At 45.0% G+C, this 17109-nt stretch carries 15 protein-coding genes; 12 read left to right on the forward strand and 3 right to left on the reverse strand.

Annotated elements, in window-relative coordinates; translation table 11 throughout:
- Window positions 1-227: 227 nt before the first annotated feature.
- From ABIE27_RS04930 to ABIE27_RS04940, 3 genes are all read left to right on the forward strand, one after another.
- Entirely contained in the window at window positions 228-1004 is a 777-nt protein-coding gene (locus ABIE27_RS04930) for an FRG domain-containing protein (protein WP_123063897.1), read from the forward strand.
- Between the two features lie 106 nt (window positions 1005-1110).
- Entirely contained in the window at window positions 1111-1887 is a 777-nt protein-coding gene (locus ABIE27_RS04935; protein WP_123063898.1) for an SDR family oxidoreductase, read from the forward strand.
- Between the two features lie 39 nt (window positions 1888-1926).
- A complete protein-coding gene (locus ABIE27_RS04940; protein ID WP_429350026.1) occupies window positions 1927-3336 on the forward strand; it encodes a DKNYY domain-containing protein in 1410 nt (469 codons plus the stop codon).
- A 200-nt stretch (window positions 3337-3536) separates the two neighbouring features.
- Here the strand turns inward: ABIE27_RS04940 and ABIE27_RS04945 are convergent, their stop codons facing one another.
- A complete protein-coding gene (locus ABIE27_RS04945; protein ID WP_429350027.1) occupies window positions 3537-4985 on the reverse strand; it encodes a DEAD/DEAH box helicase in 1449 nt (482 codons plus the stop codon).
- A gap of 425 nt (window positions 4986-5410) precedes the next feature.
- Here ABIE27_RS04945 and ABIE27_RS04950 point away from each other — a divergent pair, with 425 nt between their 5' ends.
- Window positions 5411-5971 carry a DUF4352 domain-containing protein gene (locus ABIE27_RS04950; protein WP_429350028.1) on the forward strand — a complete coding sequence of 187 codons (561 nt, stop codon included), beginning with the start codon at window positions 5411-5413 and terminating at the stop codon, window positions 5969-5971.
- Between the two features lie 250 nt (window positions 5972-6221).
- Window positions 6222-7184, forward strand: a complete 963-nt coding sequence (locus ABIE27_RS04955; protein ID WP_429350029.1) for an endo-1,4-beta-xylanase — start codon at window positions 6222-6224, stop codon at window positions 7182-7184.
- Window positions 7185-7386: 202 nt separating this feature from the next.
- On the opposite strand, the gene ABIE27_RS04960 is transcribed toward ABIE27_RS04955, so the two are convergent.
- Window positions 7387-8727 carry a glycoside hydrolase family 30 protein gene (locus ABIE27_RS04960; RefSeq protein ID WP_123063903.1) on the reverse strand — a complete coding sequence of 447 codons (1341 nt, stop codon included), beginning with the start codon at window positions 8725-8727 and terminating at the stop codon, window positions 7387-7389.
- 278 nt (window positions 8728-9005) lie between these two features.
- Entirely contained in the window at window positions 9006-10499 is a 1494-nt protein-coding gene (locus ABIE27_RS04965; protein WP_429350030.1) for a leucine-rich repeat domain-containing protein, read from the reverse strand.
- A gap of 260 nt (window positions 10500-10759) precedes the next feature.
- Between ABIE27_RS04965 and ABIE27_RS04970 the strand changes: the two genes are divergently transcribed.
- The 7 genes from ABIE27_RS04970 (at window position 10760) to ABIE27_RS05000 (ending at window position 16965) form a co-directional block, all read left to right on the forward strand.
- Window positions 10760-11650 carry a diacylglycerol/lipid kinase family protein gene (locus ABIE27_RS04970; protein WP_429350031.1) on the forward strand — a complete coding sequence of 297 codons (891 nt, stop codon included), beginning with the start codon at window positions 10760-10762 and terminating at the stop codon, window positions 11648-11650.
- Window positions 11651-11843: 193 nt separating this feature from the next.
- Window positions 11844-12761, forward strand: coding sequence for an aldo/keto reductase (locus ABIE27_RS04975; RefSeq protein WP_123063906.1), 918 nt, complete (start codon window positions 11844-11846; stop codon window positions 12759-12761).
- A 298-nt stretch (window positions 12762-13059) separates the two neighbouring features.
- On the forward strand, window positions 13060-14445 hold the full coding sequence (locus tag ABIE27_RS04980) for a transcriptional regulator (protein WP_345789266.1): 1386 nt from the start codon (window positions 13060-13062) through the stop codon (window positions 14443-14445).
- Window positions 14446-14702: 257 nt separating this feature from the next.
- A complete protein-coding gene (locus ABIE27_RS04985) occupies window positions 14703-14873 on the forward strand; it encodes an aspartyl-phosphate phosphatase Spo0E family protein (protein ID WP_123063907.1) in 171 nt (56 codons plus the stop codon).
- A gap of 138 nt (window positions 14874-15011) precedes the next feature.
- Window positions 15012-15392, forward strand: coding sequence for a GntR family transcriptional regulator (locus ABIE27_RS04990; RefSeq protein ID WP_123063908.1), 381 nt, complete (start codon window positions 15012-15014; stop codon window positions 15390-15392).
- Window positions 15389-16270, forward strand: coding sequence for an ABC transporter ATP-binding protein (locus ABIE27_RS04995; protein WP_123063909.1), 882 nt, complete (start codon window positions 15389-15391; stop codon window positions 16268-16270). The genes ABIE27_RS04990 and ABIE27_RS04995 overlap by 4 nt, the downstream gene beginning before the upstream one ends.
- Window positions 16267-16965, forward strand: a complete 699-nt coding sequence (locus tag ABIE27_RS05000; RefSeq protein WP_123063910.1) for a hypothetical protein — start codon at window positions 16267-16269, stop codon at window positions 16963-16965. The genes ABIE27_RS04995 and ABIE27_RS05000 overlap by 4 nt, the downstream gene beginning before the upstream one ends.
- The last annotated feature ends 144 nt before the right edge of the window (window positions 16966-17109 follow it).

A 17109-nucleotide genomic window follows, 5' to 3' on the forward strand; every position in this document is an offset into this window, starting at 1 on the left:
GCGCTTTCAAGTCTATTGTAGTTGATTTACAATATTTAGCAAGTAAACATTTCAGAGATTGTTGAACTTAGCAATATCTTACGAAGAATAAGCGGCAAGAGCATGAATTCCGTCCCTGTTTACTGTGATATGAAGCCGGATATCAGATGAATTCGTATGTAAATGGTAGTATCTTTGTAGGGAAATGAAGGATAAAACATATTTTGGCGCTGGAGGTGCTGGGTGCTATGAGTAATGTCGTACACTATGAGGTAAATTCGGTAGAAGACTATATAGCGATGATCGAAGAGTTACCTAACGGTCAGGACGGGTATTATTATCGTGGAGAAGACAAGGCATATGCCTCGTTATCTTCGTCTCTACTCCGATCCAGTATCGTTAGGCTGATTCGAAATAATCCTGATTACTATGTGGATGCAGTAAATGATTATGTCCGAGATATGGCAGATCAAGCAGGAGAGTGGGAGCGCGGGCATGTGCTGGCCTGGTGTCATCATGAGGGCCTGCCTACGAATTTGCTGGAACTTACAGCGTCGCCGCTACGCGCATTGTACTTTGCCTGTTTGAGCCGCACCGATCATAGCGAGGAGCCGAGTCAGGCAGGATTCGTATATGGTTTTGCGAGAGAGAATACAGCCGATGTGACTGAATTAATATTGGAGAATGTGACAATGAAGGCATCTCGTTATAACTTAATTGAGGATATGGTCGATGATCCACGATGGATAAGTCTGTTGTCGGATAACGAGAAAAAGAGACCTTCTAAGCCTGATCTGGCCCAATTTCCTTACCTGATTTATCAGGCACCGTATAAGTATAGAGGTTCAGACGAACCGAATGGCCTATATTTCTATCAGTTGTTTCAGACGGTTTCCTCATCATCCCGTCCGGAATTTTCTTATGAAATCATGCAGCAGCAGTACACACCTTCGCTGATCGTTAAAGTGAGCAATCCGACAGAGATTCGAGAGCAGCTTCATCACCGATTGGGACTGTACAAGTGATTGAGGTATCGCTCGAATATAAGAGCAAGATTGTGATTGTCGTCTCGTGATATAACTGTCCTGAGCCTTTGAGAAGGTCATATTATTCATTGAAGGGGATGACGTTATGAACGAGACATGCAGAAGACTGGAAGGACAAGTAGCCTTAGTAACAGGTGCGAGCAGAGGTATTGGGCGAAGTATTGCGATCCGTCTGGCACAGGAGGGGGCATACGTTCTTGTGCATTTTGCAACAAGGCAGGCGGGAGCGGAAAGTGTGGTGAGGCACATCATAGACCATGGCGGGCAGGGACAGGCCATTGGAGCTGATTTAAGTACAATGGATGGCATTTATGCATTGTTTTCCAAGGTCGATGCTGCTGTTCGGAAGCACAAACAAGAAGGAAAGTTGGATATTCTGGTCAATAATGCTGGCATAGGGCAAGTCCTTAGCTTGGAGGAAACGACGGAAGAATCTTTTGAGGATGTCATGAGAATTAATGTAAAAGCACCGCTATTTGTGACACAGCAGGCCGTCTCTCGACTTCGGGATGGAGGGTGTATCATCAATATTTCCTCTTTTGTTACACGCGTAGCTTCTCCAGGAGTGTTTGCTTATAGTATGACCAAAGGGGCCATGGATACGTTCACGAAGCTGCTAGCCAAAGAACTGGGAAGCCGCCAGATCAGGGTTAACGCCATACAACCGGGGATCATTAATACCGAGATGAATGCAGGAACACTTACGAACCCACAGGGACAGGCGTATGCAGCCGGGCTCTCTGTAATGAATCGCTGGGGAGAACCCGAGGATGTGGCTGATATCGCTGCATTTCTTGCCTCTGCAGATAGTCGCTGGATGACAGGACAATGTTTGGACGCCAGTGGTGGCTCACACTTATAATTTCTGACGATATAGCCATGGATTGAAGGGGGAACGGTTATGGATCGCTTTGTGATCAATGCGAATGCTCTAGTGGTCTTACAGAAAGAGGACGAAGAGACGGTGCTGGTCAAAGGCGGAATTACTGCTGATGGTTTCGAAGTCTTATCGACCTACCCCAAAGGCTGGCTGACATTTGCCTACCTCAAGGATCACCAGGGCATATGGTGGTTCGATGCGCGTACGAACAAGGCCCGTTTGTTCAGTCAAGATACAGAAGCATTCCGCGTTGTGCACGAGGACTACAGTTCTGATTCGCAGCATGTCTATCTGGAGGACATGCCCGTTTCTCCCTCCGATCCAGGCAGCTTTGAGCTGTTGCCAGGGACACCTTATTTTGCAAAGGATAAACACCAGTTGTATGTCAAAGACAGCCAGCATTTTCATGTGTTCGATGAAATCGATACAAGTGCAGCCATTGCGCAGCATGATTACTGTACGGATCTGGATCATTTGTTTCACTTGTCGAGCGGCCTTCGTTATGCCAATGATTATAAACATGAGATCGTAGATTGGTTGCGGGAGCATTATCCAGATATACCCGGCTGGTGGCAGGCCGATTATGTTCATCGTGCAGATGATGCGGTGCAGCTTGCGTGGAATTGGTATGTTACAGCAACCTCCTTATTCTATCGGACAGAGTTTGGCGGTGGGTACAGGCGAGAGGGTAAAGAAACCTTCCATCTGGTTCGCGGAGCGGATCAGAGTTCATTTGAACCGCTAGATGGACAATTTGCGCGTGACCGGAATCGGGTTTATTTTCAGTGGCGTATTATCCGTGAAGCAGATCCGGACAGCTTCGAGTCACTTGGAGGACGATTTGGGCGGGACAAGCAGCATGTGTATTACAACGGGTACCGTATTGAGGGGGCTGATGTATCCACATTTGAAGTGTTAGGTGGTACGGAGCATCTGGGTTTATCCAGAGATAAGAAGGACGTATATCATGCGCAGTATGCGCGTACCCGTCAGCCTTTCGGTCATCCTGACGATGTGCTTCAACGGATCAAGGGAGCGGATGCGGCAACCTTTGAGTTGCTTACCCCATCGGGCAGTTGGGCTGTAGATGCGAATCAGGTATATCCGTGGGGCATAGCCAATAAAAAGATAGATCGTGCCAGCTTTACTCATCTGCTCGAAGCTGATCCCCAGAGCTGGGCTATGGATCGCAATGGGCTGTATAATGCCAATGGCAAACGTACCGTAAAAGGCATCGATGGAGCATCTTTTGTCATGTTGAACAGGTATTGGGGCAAGGATGATCAGGCTGTATTCAGTTTTGTGACAGGAGGGGTATACAGAACGGCGGATGCGGAGACCTTTCAAGTGATGGATGATGAAGGTAGCGCGGAGGATAAGTTGTTTCGGTATTCTATCCACGATGGAGCGGTGCGCAAGAAGAAAAAGTAGATTTGAAAAATGATGGTGTGGGATTTGAAAATGAGTTGAGATCTAAAGCCATTCTAGGGATTTAAATTTCATTTGTATATTCAGATAAAAAAACCAGGGGCAGACTCCAAAAGTCTTTGTCCCTGGTTCTGCTTCGAGTTCATAAGCGAGCGAATGAATTCGTTTCTTCCTTCGTTGCCCGTTGTTTTATCGCTTCTTCGTTAATTTTTATGGCCCTTGCGCACTTTGAGCTGCATGCGTTTGATTGTGGTGTGTTGCATGACTTCCAGCACAAGCGGGCCTTTGCCATTCAGAATTTCCACATCCGTCACGTTATCCAGAATCGTGATTATCCCGATATCGTCTGCACTTACGCCTTCAATCTTCGCAATCGTTCCTACAAAATCAACTGCACGAAGTTTTTTCTTCTTACCTCCGTTGAAGTTGAGCTTCATGATCTGCTGGTTCAACTGCTCACGCTTGTCCTTTTTGCGTTCAGGTGCGATCTTGAGGCGTTTCCCGAATGCTTCCCGGTGGCGATCTACCTCATCTTCTGAAGGCGCTTTGATCACAGGGATCTCGAATCCGATGTAGGATTCAATCTCCGCAAGACGTCTGCCGTCCTTCGGAGTTACCAAAGTAAAGGCTCTGCCCGTTTTACCTGCACGGCCCGTGCGGCCTGTACGGTGAACATAGCTCTCTTTTTCAAGGGGGATATCATAATTGATGACATGGGTGATGTTCGTGATATCAATCCCACGCGCAGCAACGTCAGTGGCGATCAGATAGCGGAATTGTCCACGTCTGAAGGCGTTCATAACTTCGATTCGCTCATCCTGCTCCATGCCGCCGTGGATACGATCCGCTGGATAGTCCAGATCAGCCAACACGCGGAACAGCTTATCGACATTCTCCTGTGTGCGGCAAAATACAATGCAGCTGTCCGGGTTTTCTGTAATAAACAAGTCCTGAAGCAGCGCAGTTTTGTTCACTTCGGAAGTGCGAATCACGGCATGTTCAATCGTTGCTGTAGTCAGTCCGCTAGCCTTAATCTCGATTTCTACAGGGGTGTTCATGTATTGACGTGAAAGCTTCGCTACATCTTCCGGGAACGTTGCCGAGAACAGCATAGTTGTCCGTTCCTGCGGCAATGCCTGAATAATCGCTTGTACCGTCTCAATAAAGCCCATGTTCAGCATCTCATCTGCTTCATCAATGACCAGATATGCGATGCGATCCAGCGGCAGCGTCCCCCGTTCAATATGATCCAGAACCCGGCCTGGTGTACCGACAGCCACATGGGTTCGTTGCTTCAACTCAGCTTTTTGAATGTGAAAAGGAGACTGCCCATACAGTGCGGTTGCTTTAATACGTTTAAAGCGGCCAATGTTAGTAATATCTTCGTTGACTTGCAGGGCCAACTCCCGTGTGGGAGTCAGAATCAGGGCCTGTGGTTTATTTTCATTCCAGTCCACCAGCTCACAGAGCGGTATGCCGTATGCGGCTGTTTTGCCGCTGCCTGTCTGTGATTTCACAACAAGGTCTTGATTCTCCAGAGCAACGGGAATAACCCGGGTCTGAACTTCGGTGGGATTCTCATAACCCAGGCTGTCCAGTGCTCTGACGATTTCTTCCCCCAGGCCATAATCTTTAAAATGCTGCTTACTCATCGTTTACCTCTTTTGCGTTTAGTTTTGAAATGCAGTTTGCTCACGTTATTTTGGTCTCAGTAAGGATGTGAATGATCTTACTTACCAGCATTGCACCGTACATGTAACATATACCTGCCTATTATACTCTATTAGGTCGTACACTGCTCAACGTTCCACGTGAAACGTATTGTAGCAATAACAAATCAAATGATTTTGCATCTAAATATGTTTTGAATAACTGTACATAATGCGTATGGAGGTAGGACCGAACACTCAAAGTGGTCCTTTAGACACAGTTCCAAAGCTGTTACAGTAATGATTTCTTACCAAACAAACAAATTTTAAAGGGTATTTAGCTATTAAGTATAAAGTTCAACCAAAATATTCCGATATATGTTAATATACAACTTGGGCTAAATTACCTAAGTGACAGGGGGATAAATGTGAAAAAGTTTTTTAAGATTGGATGTTTAGGTTTCATTGGTTTAATTGTTCTAGGGGTAATTGGAAGTATGCTTGCATCAAATGATAAGAAGGCTGATACTGCAGATAGTAAACCAGCAACGGCTACTGCTCAGAAAGAAGCGAAAAATGAAGTTAAACTTGCTGGAATAGGTGATGAATTAAAGATTGGCGACGTTGTATTCAAAGTGAATAAGGTATCTACGAAGAATGAGATTAAAGAAGGGCAGTTCTTATCGTACAAGCCTAGCTCTGATGGAAGTGTTTTTTTAGTGGTGAACGCGACATTAAAAAATGAAGGTAAGCAGATGATCACAACAGATTCGTCGTTCTTTCAACTGAAAAAAGGGGAAATTACATACGCACCAACTACAATGATTTCTGTATCTAACAAAATTTTTATGTATGATGGGATCAATCCAGGTTTATCTCAAACAGGAAATGTAGTTTTTGAAATCCCTGAGGATTTAAATGATTTTGAGCTGAATGTACAGACTGGCTTTTGGGGTACAGAACAAGGCAGAATTAGCATTAAATATTAGTGGATAGTAGTAAAATGAAAAGGATTAGGACCAAGGATTGTAATATCTTGGTTCTTTTTTTATGTAACAAAAAGCAAAAACCTATAATAAAAGACGTTACTTAAATTATGCTTTCTTCTGAATTGTAGAGGAATATGAAGTATACTTTTCAAAGTAAATAGTATGTTTTATATGTGTATAAAACCAAAATTATCCATTATGATGTCCTTGTAAGCGCTTTATAGAATAAACCCAACCAAGGAGGAATATTATGTTGAAGTCCAAATGGTTTAAGACGGTAGGTACGCTTGCTCTGGCAGGTGTGCTGGCCGCGTCAGTCGCGGTGGGCAGTGTCAGTGCCGGATTGGCTAAAGGCAGTAAATTCCTGGGGAATATTATAGCTAGCCAGGTACCAAACAATTTCAGTCCGTACTGGAATCAGGTCACGCCAGAGAACTCCACCAAATGGGGTGCTGTAGAAGGCACACGTAATGTGATGAACTGGGGCCAGGCAGATATGGCTTACAACTATGCGAAAAACAATAAAATGCCTTTCAAATTCCACACCCTTGTTTGGGGAAGTCAGGCACCTAACTGGATTAACGGCCTTTCTGCTAATGATCAAAGAGCCGAAGTGCTTCAATGGATTCGTGCTGCAGGACAACGTTATTCCCAAGCGGAATATGTTGACGTAGTCAATGAGCCGTTGCATGCAAAGCCAGCCTTCCGCAATGCGATTGGTGGAGATGGACAGACAGGTTGGGATTGGGTCATCTGGTCCTTTGAGCAAGCAAGACAAGCTTTCCCGAATTCCAAATTGCTGATCAATGAATATGGTATTATCGGTGATCCTGCCAAAGCAGATCAATATATCCAAATTATCAACTTGCTGAAAAACAGAGGCCTTGTTGATGGCATCGGTATTCAAGCGCACTACTTCAATATGGACAACGTATCTGTGAACACGATGAACACCGTTCTGAACAAACTGCAAGCGACTGGCCTTCCAGTGTATGTATCCGAGCTGGACATGACTGGCGATGACAATACCCAGTTGCAACGTTACCAACAAAAATTCCCGGTACTCTGGAAGCACCCGGCTGTTAAAGGTGTTACGCTGTGGGGTTACAACGAAAACCAAACTTGGACTAGTGGTTCCCACCTGGTAAGAAGCAACGGCACAGAGCGTCCTGCAATGCAGTGGCTGAAAACCTACCTGGCGAACAATCCATAAGCCCAGGTACAGACCTTAGAGTTGGCATTTGTATAAACTTTAGTACAAGTACAAGCAGAATTTATTCACTCTATCTGTTAAAATCAGTTAACCTGCATTATCCCCTCAAAAAAGATCCTGTCCCGTTACGATGTGGGACAGGATCTTTGGCTTGTAGCAGCATCATGCCATGTTTGCATTTCATGCCATTCTACATAGTGTTTTAATTCGCTGTAATCACCATACTGTTAAAGGAATCGGCTTCTAGCTGCACATGAATCGTTTGTCCTTCGGCGAACGTCAAGTGAAGGTCACGGCGATCCGGGAACGGATTGTTAACAACGATAACGAGGCTGTTATCCGGGTTGCGGAAAGCAACGGCTTTGCCGCTCCATGCTCCAGAGAGACCCAGCCGGCGAGCACCGTTAACGATATGATGAGCAAAATGTTTCATGACATAATACTCTGGATTACGAGTGACGTCCTTACTTGCAGGATCAACGGTGATCATTGAGTTTTGCTCCCAGCCCCATGTACTGCGCCCTTTGGGCTCAAGCACCATATTCCAATAGATATAGGCGTTGACGCCATTACTGAAATAGTGCTGATAGAGGTTATATACGTGCTTGGCGTAGTTCCACGAGTTGTTACCATCCCCGCATTCATTCTCGGTTTGCATATAGCGAAGCTCCGGGTAACTAGCAACGGTGCGTTGAATGGCATGTTTGCCGGCCCATTGATATCCGACCCCTTTGATATAGGAGTAGGCTTTGGGATCGCTGAGCACCAGCCCGGCGTATTCATCGAATCCGGTTGTTTTCTTTTTCATCAGTTCTTCCCACGGATCAGGTGCATTAATGGTTCCGAGCCAGATTTCCGTATCCAGCCCATGTTTCTCAAAAGCTGGCCCCAGATAATCCGCGATAAATTCGCGTAGTTGCTCACCTGTCCACATGCAGGAGGGGAACTTCTGATCCGCGATCACTTCGTTCTGCACATGTACCTGATGAATCGTAATGCCCGCTTCGCGGTAAGCTTCAACAAACTTCACAAAATACAAAGCGTAGGCTTCGAGAATTTCCTTTTCCCAACGCAGTGTTCCGTAGTTGTAGGCTTTGGGGAACTTCATCCAGGTTGGCGGACTCCATGGTGATGCGAATAACTGCAAATCCGGGTAATAACTCAAAGCTTCCTTGATATAAGGGATCAGATATTTGAAATCCCGTTCGATGGAAAAATGGTCCATGGCCACATCTCCGTCTACTTCGTTGTGGCTATACCACTGCTCTGCATAATCACTCGCGCCAATCGGCAGGCGACAGATTGTGAACCGATGCTCCCCTTCCGGGTGGAAGAGGGAGTGCATTACTTCATGTCGCTGCTCGTCACTTAGATGGGCCAAAGCCAAATAACCAAGCTCATTGAAACAGCCGCCGAAGCCTTCGACAAGCTGATGCTGTTCACCGGTCAGTTTTAAGTTGGCGCTTTCATGATTGGTTGAAAACGATAACTCGTTCCACGGCTCTGTAGGTGTAGTGGAATATCCGTTAAACGTAAACGTCATATGATGATCCTCCTCGTAGGCTGGTAAGTAATCCACTTGATTACGTTCAGTATACCAACTTCCACTGCAAAAGCAGATGTGCTAATCCGTGCAATATTTACCCTAATCCAAGGTGGAGAGCGTATTAATACACAATCATCGATTGTAAACGAGGGGGTCACCATACCTATAATACCTAAGGTGGTTGTAATTAAAGAATCACTATATAGGCAACACGATATACCCTATTCCTCAAAATACAGAAAAAAATCCCCGCTAAGAAATCAGCGGGGATATGGTTATTTGTTTTCAAAGATCAGAATCGTTTTACTATTGGCGATATATCCAACGGTTGTATGAAGCTGTTCTGAGATAAATCGAATCGGAACATAGGCATTGCCATCCTTCATCAACAATGGAGCATCATTCATGATGGGTTCATCGTTAATGGTGACCTGCTTGTTGCTTACGCTCCAGCGAATCGTTTGATCCGCTTGTGTAATCACTGCTTCACGTGTACCGCTGTTCCAGTTCACATGAGCATTCAAATGCTCGGATACAAAGCGAAGAGGCACATAGGTCCGGCCTTTATCAATAAAAGGAGGTGCATCCAGTTCATACGCCCGGTCACCCACATAGGCTGTAGTAGATCCTTCAATCAGTCGTTGAAAACGCCCTTGCGGTGTACGTTTCTGTTCTCTGACATTCATCTGGTTGAGGAGCTGCATCGTGTGACTTCCACTCGTCACATCCAGATAATTGTTATGTACAGTAAGCCCGGTAGCAGCTGTTTCTGTCGTTACGTTTGGTGAGCTTAAAGACATAGAGGCGGACGCGGAGATATTGTCTACGCTTTGTGCACCTGAATTATCGGCTGTAAAAGATAAATCCGAGAGCGGTGACAGATCCCAGATCCGGTTGTTGGACAGCTTCAAGACGTTTAGTTTGGTTAAATTACGCAACGGCTCCAGATCGTAGATCTGATTGGACTCCGCATTCAGCTCGGTTACATTGGTTAATGCTTCGATGTCGCTCAATTGCTGGATCTGGTTGCCCGAGATATCCAGTTCCCGTAATTCTGTCATGTGGCTCAGGGGGGCAAGGTGCGATATATGGTTACCTGCCACATTCAGCTCTTGCAGTGTATTGGGTAGAGTCGTGAGAGCATCGAGTGATGAGATATGGTTGTTTGCCACATTCAACCGCTTCAGCTCGGTCTGTTCCGTAAGTGGTGTAAGATCCGTAATAAAATTATTAGAGATTTCGAGCCATTTTAGCGAACGTAGCTCTGTTAGCGCGCTCAGGCTTAAAATCTGATTGCCGCTGGCGTGCAATGTATGTAATCTGGAAAATTCCCGCACAACGTCAATGGAAGTTATCGAATTGTTACTGATATATAGCCGGCCTAGTTTCTCTAATGCAGCAAGAGGCTGAATGGATGTAATGTAATTGTTGCGGACGTCAATCTCGCGGAGCTCCGTCAGGTGTTCTAGTGGTGTGAGATCTGTGATTTCATTGCCGTAGAGACGCAGATGGGTCAAATTAACAGCATGTTCCAACCCGGAAAGACTCTGAATGCCAGCATTGCTCAGATCCACTACTCGAAGATTCTTCATATCCTCAGATGTCAGGGGCTCACCTACAGGGATGTTCAAAATCAGCTTGAGCCCTTCTTCCAGCGCAGGATCTTTAATGAGGGAGTGATCCGAATCAGTGGTGGTGTATGCCATCGCTTGCCCTGCGGTACCTATACTTAGAATACATATCAACAATAACAATGTGATTCTCTTCATTACATGCCTTCCCTCCAAATCATAAGATCTCTTATTATTAACCCGTCTTGGGAACATAGGAACAGTAAATTTAAAACGCGCATCGATCTATACTTGTATTCTATATGATAAGGGCCATGCCCTGCACTTTTTCAGTATAACTTTGTGTAAATTATAAATATTTGCATGGTGATCAACATCTTTGCTTCGCGCTGTATTCAACCCCTTTACGAATAGGGTAAGGATGTACAGAGGTTATATGCGGAGAGGGAGATGTATCAATGAGGAAAGCAATGATCATTAGCAATCCGTCGTCAGGCAAGGAAAAAGCAGCACAATATGTATCCCAGGTTCGGGATATTCTGGAAGCCAGACAATATGCAGTCGTGGTGAACGAAACAGCCGGGGAAGGCGATGCTGCCCATTACGGTCTACATGCCTGCAAAGATGGGTGTGATCTGGTCATCTCGATCGGGGGAGATGGCACATTACATGAGACGATCAACGGTATGCTTGATCAGGAACAACGTCCTCTTCTAGGCATCGTTCCACTGGGAACAGTGAATGATTTTGCAAGGGCGTTACATATCTCTCTTGACCCGGAGGAAGCGATCGAGCAGTTACGTTCGGAACAGACCCGGTTGGTCGATCTCGGCATGGTGAATGGGCGACTCTTTGCCAATGTGGTGGCTGCCGGCTCCTTGGCGGAGGCGTTATTCTCTGTTTCGTCAGAGGAAAAGTCGAAGCTAGGATCATTCGCTTATTTGAAAGAAGGATTGAAGGATCTGGTAAATACACAGGCAAACGTTCTGAAGATCGAATATGACGGGCAATTCTGGGAAGGAGAGTCACCGCTTTTTGTGGCGGCACTTACCAACTCGGTCGGAGGGTTCGAAAAATTGTCACCAGAGGCAGAGGTAGACGACGGGCTGATCCACTGCTTTGTGATTCGAAATATCGGTGTATTCAACAGCTTGACCTTAGGGACTTCACTGTTCTTCGGCAATCTGAAGGAGCATAAAGACGTGCACTATTTTGCAGCCAAAGAAGTGCATGTTCGCTCGGACGAAACTATTCGTACGAATGTTGATGGGGAGGAAGGCCCTGCTTTGCCAATTGATATTCGTGTATTGCCTGGTTATATGAAGGTGATCGTGCCGGAAAAAGATTAAGGATTGTTGCTCAAGGCTGGGCAGTCTTACTTAAAACAAATCATTTCTCCATATAAATGTGGGGATAGTCTATTGAAACCGATTGCAGATATGTGTCACAATCATAGACGGAAGACAAGCATGGACATACATATACCGATATGTATCAGAGCTCATGCACACAAACTATTTTTGAATATGGAGGGGAAACATCTTGAGAACCATTAAACTGGGCAGCAGTGCACTCGATGTGCCTGTAGTTGCTGTAGGTTGTATGCGAATCAATTCATTGGACAGTAAGGACGCAGAGCATTTTGTACGTTCTGCTATGGAAGTTGGCGCGAATTTCTTCGATCACGCTGATATTTACGGCACAGGAACATGTGAGGAGATTTTTGCTGATGCTGTGCAGATGAATCCCCAGGTTCGTGAAAATTTGATTCTTCAATCCAAATGCGGCATTCGCAAAGGAATGTTTGATTTCTCCAAAGAGCATATCCTGAATTCGGTGGATGGCATTCTGCAACGTCTGAGAACGGAATATCTGGACGTGCTGCTCTTGCACCGCCCGGATGCACTTGTTGAACCGGAGGAAGTGGCGGAAGCATTCGATCAGTTGGAGCGTGAGGGAAAAGTACGTCACTTCGGCGTATCCAACCAGAATCCGAACCAGATCGCATTGCTTAAAAAATATGTCAAACAGCCCCTTGTAGCTAACCAGCTGCAGATGAGCATTACCAATACGACGATGATCGATAGCGGCATCAACGTGAATATGGAGAATGACGCTGCGGTGAACCGAGATGGCAGCATTCTGGATTACTGCCGTCTGCATGATATCACCATTCAGCCATGGTCTCCGTTCCAATACGGATTCTTCGAGGGTGTCTTCCTGGGTAATGAGAAATTCCCGGAATTGAACGCAAAGATCGATGAGATCGCTTCGAAGTATGACGTGAGCAATACGACCATTGCGATTGCGTGGTTGCTTCGTCATCCTGCGAAGATGCAACCTGTGACAGGCACAATGAATATTGAACGTCTGCAAGATTGTGTGAAAGCAAGTGAAGTTCACCTCACTCGTCCAGAGTGGTATGAAATCTATCGAGCTGCAGGGAATGTACTGCCTTAGTTCACAACCTTTGAGTATGGAATAACAGTGAAAATACGCCGAATATGCAATGATATTCGGACAAATGACACGAGCCTGTCTGGCTCGTGTTTTTTTATATAGTTGGGTCTTGGAAGAACAGACCATTTCGATATAAAATATAGATGCATACTTTTTCGTTGTAAAAGGGTTAAAATGTAATTAATACAAATTAGTTGAAATTATTTTATTGAAAAGCACGCACATATTACATATAATTACTTTTGCATGTACCTGTAGTCTCGCTTTTGGTGTTTTTATTTTGGAGGGTGGTGTTCCCTTGAAGCCGACAACAACCACGATACGCGATCATTTAGCAAGTTATCTGAAGCGTGAGCAGATGTCGATCAGTTTATTTTCAGATCTGTCCGGAATTAATTCTGGTACACTCAGCAACATTTTGAATAAAAATCGACCCATCTCCATGCAGCAACTGGACCGCATTACAGCCGCCATGAAGCTTGCAGCGGGCCATTTCTATGAGCTGTATATTGATGAGTGCTTTGTGCATGCAACCCCGGACTGGCGGAGGTTAGGCCCTTTTTTGCATCGATGTGCTGAACTGGATAAGCTGGACTGTATCGAAGAGGTCGTCCGTCTGATGATGGATAATCTTTCGTATATCCCGATGTTATTTGATGTGGCGGAGGAGTTCTACCATGCTGGTAAATGGAAACCGGCAACCCTCTTATATGAAACGATCGCTGAAAGCGAGAAGATGCAACATTCTGAGCGGCTTGCGCTCTGTCAGTATCGCCTGTTTAAGCTCGGACTGTCGAATGATCAGCAGCGGAATGTCATTATTGCGGCTCAATTTGAATATTACGTGGATCGGCTGGATGAACGCTATCAACTGGATGCATTAAATGAACTCATTAACGCGTTTGCCTCACTTCACCGATGGAGTAAAGTGCAGGAGTTATCTGAGAAACTGCGAGTGAAGGCGACCATTCACTATGAATTAAATGGAAGAAAGAAAGCGGAAGAAACAAAACGACCTATCATTTTTTATGTTATGTATGCTTATTTGGCATCAGGGAGTGCGTACTTCCATTTAGACAACTATGAGACGGCTCTCAAATATGTCTCGTTATACACCGATTCCTCTTGGGTCAAAGATCCGGATCATGAAGAAATGGTTGTTATTCAACAATTTCAGGAATGGGCTGAAGGGAATCGTTATATATATCAATTAATGGCTGGACAGTTCGAAATCCTTCCTCAGTATCTGGCCTACATTTCAACGAAAGAGAACGAGATCTTTCCTGCGTTATGTGATATTGTTACTGCGGCGAATCGATACGATATGGATATCGATGATGTGTTAGAAGAGTATGCACCGCATTTTACTTATCAGGAACAGCGGAACCGAATTGGGAAAGTCAGCAAGCAGGTTACGGATGATCGTTACGTCCGACTTTTGGCTGGATTGGGCAAGTATTATCTGAAGAGGGATCACTTTGCACAAGGTTTAAATTTTGTGCTAGATAGCTTAAGATTTGCTATTGAAATTAGTGATGGACGAGGTATGCTTAGAAGTGTCGGACTATTCGAACAATACAGGGATTATGCGTCCGATACTGCTATACAGCAATACAAAATCTTGATTGGTGAGGTGCAAAAAATCAATGAAGAAAAAACTGGCTTTGCTGATAGTTACTTGTAGTATCGCGGTGAATATCCTGCCGACCGTTACCGGGCCATCTCCAGTCAAGGAAGATACGCCTCCCCCAATCTACCGAACGAATGATCACGGTTTAGGGACATAAGCCTGAGCCAAAGAACGCTTCTGAATAATTCAGAGGCGTTCTTTTTTTGTATGTATAAACGGTCCAGTAACGTATATAAGGGTGCATCTGTCATATCCCCAATAAACTACTGATTGGCATAATAAGCTAAAATATGACAAAAGGAGGGGGTGCTATGGACCGTATGGAATTAAAGTTACAGATTGAAGACGCGAGACAACAGCTGCATCAGATACACCTGCAATATGGTAGTCTGCTTCATCCTGAAGTGATTAGACAATCCGTAGTCCTTGACGCTCTCCTGAACCAATATAACCGAATCCGTGTGGAGAAGTTGATCAATTAACAAAGGTCTATTTACATTTGTGTTTTTGTATACTATAGTTAGTTACATGAGTAACTAACCAACTAACTAAAAGATAAAAAATTGACCCAAAGATAAGACCCACAAAAAATTATTATTATGTATGAAAGTTGGTAACAGATGAAATCGACTTTGGATGAATCCCAGCCTATTTTCCATCAGATTGCCATGATGATCATGGATGATATTGTGGAAGGCAGATTGAGGGTGGAGGAGCAGGTTCCCTCGACGAATGAGCTATCACGCTTTTACAATATTAATCCGGCTACGGCGCGAAAGGGGCTACAGGAGTTGGTAGACAAAGGCATCATATACAAACAGCGAGGAGTGGGAATGTTTGTTGCCAAGGGAGCCAGGGAAGCCTTGCTTATCGAACGGAAGCAGCATTTTTACGAGGAATTCATCAAACCTTTACTTGAAGAAGCCAGACGTATTCGTATGGACGAGGACATGATTATTGATCTGATTCGCGGTAAGAAGGATAAGGAGAGTGAAATATGATTCATATGGAGCAGGTATGTTACAGCTATCAAAAGAATAAAACCTCTATTCTGAACAGTGTCACCCTGCATGAGAATGAACCTGTCATTGGTGCGATTTGGGGAAGAAACGGTGCAGGTAAAACGACGCTGATGAGTCTGCTCGCCGGACACAATCGCCCTGACAGTGGCACCATTCAAATTATGGGCCAGAACCCATACAATAATCTGTCTGCTCAAGGACATCTATGTTATATCCAAGAGAATCATCCGCTCGGTAAAAGCTGGACAATGAATGATCTGGTTACCATCGGATCACATTTTCATTCACAATGGGATCAGGAGCTTGCCAAGCGGCTCATCGATGCATTCGAACTGCCTTCGAAACAGAAGATGAGTAAATTTTCGAAGGGCATGAAGACAGCAGCTCAAATTATTCTGGGGCTGTGCAGTAACGCAAGTGTAACGATTATGGATGAGCCTACAAATGGACTCGATGCCGAGAAACGAAAGCTTTTTTATGAAGCATTATTAGAAACTTATGAAAATAACCCTCGTCTGATTCTGATATCGACGCATCATATTGAAGAGGTACAGCCTTTGTGTGAATCCCTGATTGTGGTCCATCAAGGAAAAGTGTTATATCATCGCCCTATGGAGGAAGTACGCGAACGCGGAGTTCTCCTAACAGGGTTAATTCAAGATGTGGAGCTAGCCTCTGTAGGTACGAATATTATCGAGTCTGCTCGCATGGGTACAACCGGCAAAGTGATGATTGATGATGTGTATTCGAAGGAATGGGCAGCCAAGGCTCAACTTCATGGGCTTTCCATTGAAAAAGCAACGCTCCAGGATTATCTGGTGAATGTAACGCGGAAACAGGAGGAGGTGAGAGCATGAATGCAGTAAAAGGAACGAATCGGTTGATATTAGACGACATGCGTTTATATCTGGTAATCTTCACATCCATTGCTCTTGGTCTTACAGCGGTCTATGTAGCCATTGGGTTTCTGTTTGATGTCCGTTATTCCTCGCAGTTATTCGGGCCGATGTATGGAGGGATCTGTACTTTTGCCATTGCAGGTCTGGTCACGCTCTACCCTGTAGCCATCGGTATGGGCAGTACTCGGATTCAATTCATGAAATCATTCTATATGATGGGAGTCTGTATGGTTGTGGGCACGATGGTCATTCTGCATTTGATCTACCTGCTTGTTCATTTGCTGAATGTTGGAGGATGGCTGCAAGTCACGTTGTACCAACCGGGGATGCTCTACTCTTCCCGTTACCTTGTGCTTCCATATCTATGGATGGACCTGATGCTTGGTTTTCTGGTATTTGGCTTGTCCGTTTTCCTGACGGTGTGCTGGATCAGGCTGGGAATGCGTAACTTTCTGTTTCTGTTGTTTGGCTTGGGCTTGGTGATGTCGCTGGTGGTTGCATTTGGAGATATGAGACAATTCACGCTCTGGATTGCCTATCAAAATCGAATGCTCGTATTCACGGTGCTGGGTGTAATCGGTGGCGCGCTGCTTCTGTCCACCTATCCCATGATGAAGCATGCTCTGTTGGTACGTAAAAGCAGCAAAGACTGACTGTGATGAATTACAGAGTTTAAGCCGTTAGGGGAACGCAAATGAGGATGTTCAGTAATAATTACATCAGTAATTAGGCACGAGGGATAAGAAAAACACGAGGACGTATGCTCGCCTCGTGTTTTCTTTATTTTCTCACATGGG

This window comes from Paenibacillus sp. 4624, assembly GCF_050435065.1.
In the GTDB taxonomy this organism is placed as follows: domain Bacteria; phylum Bacillota; class Bacilli; order Paenibacillales; family Paenibacillaceae; genus Paenibacillus; species Paenibacillus amylolyticus_D.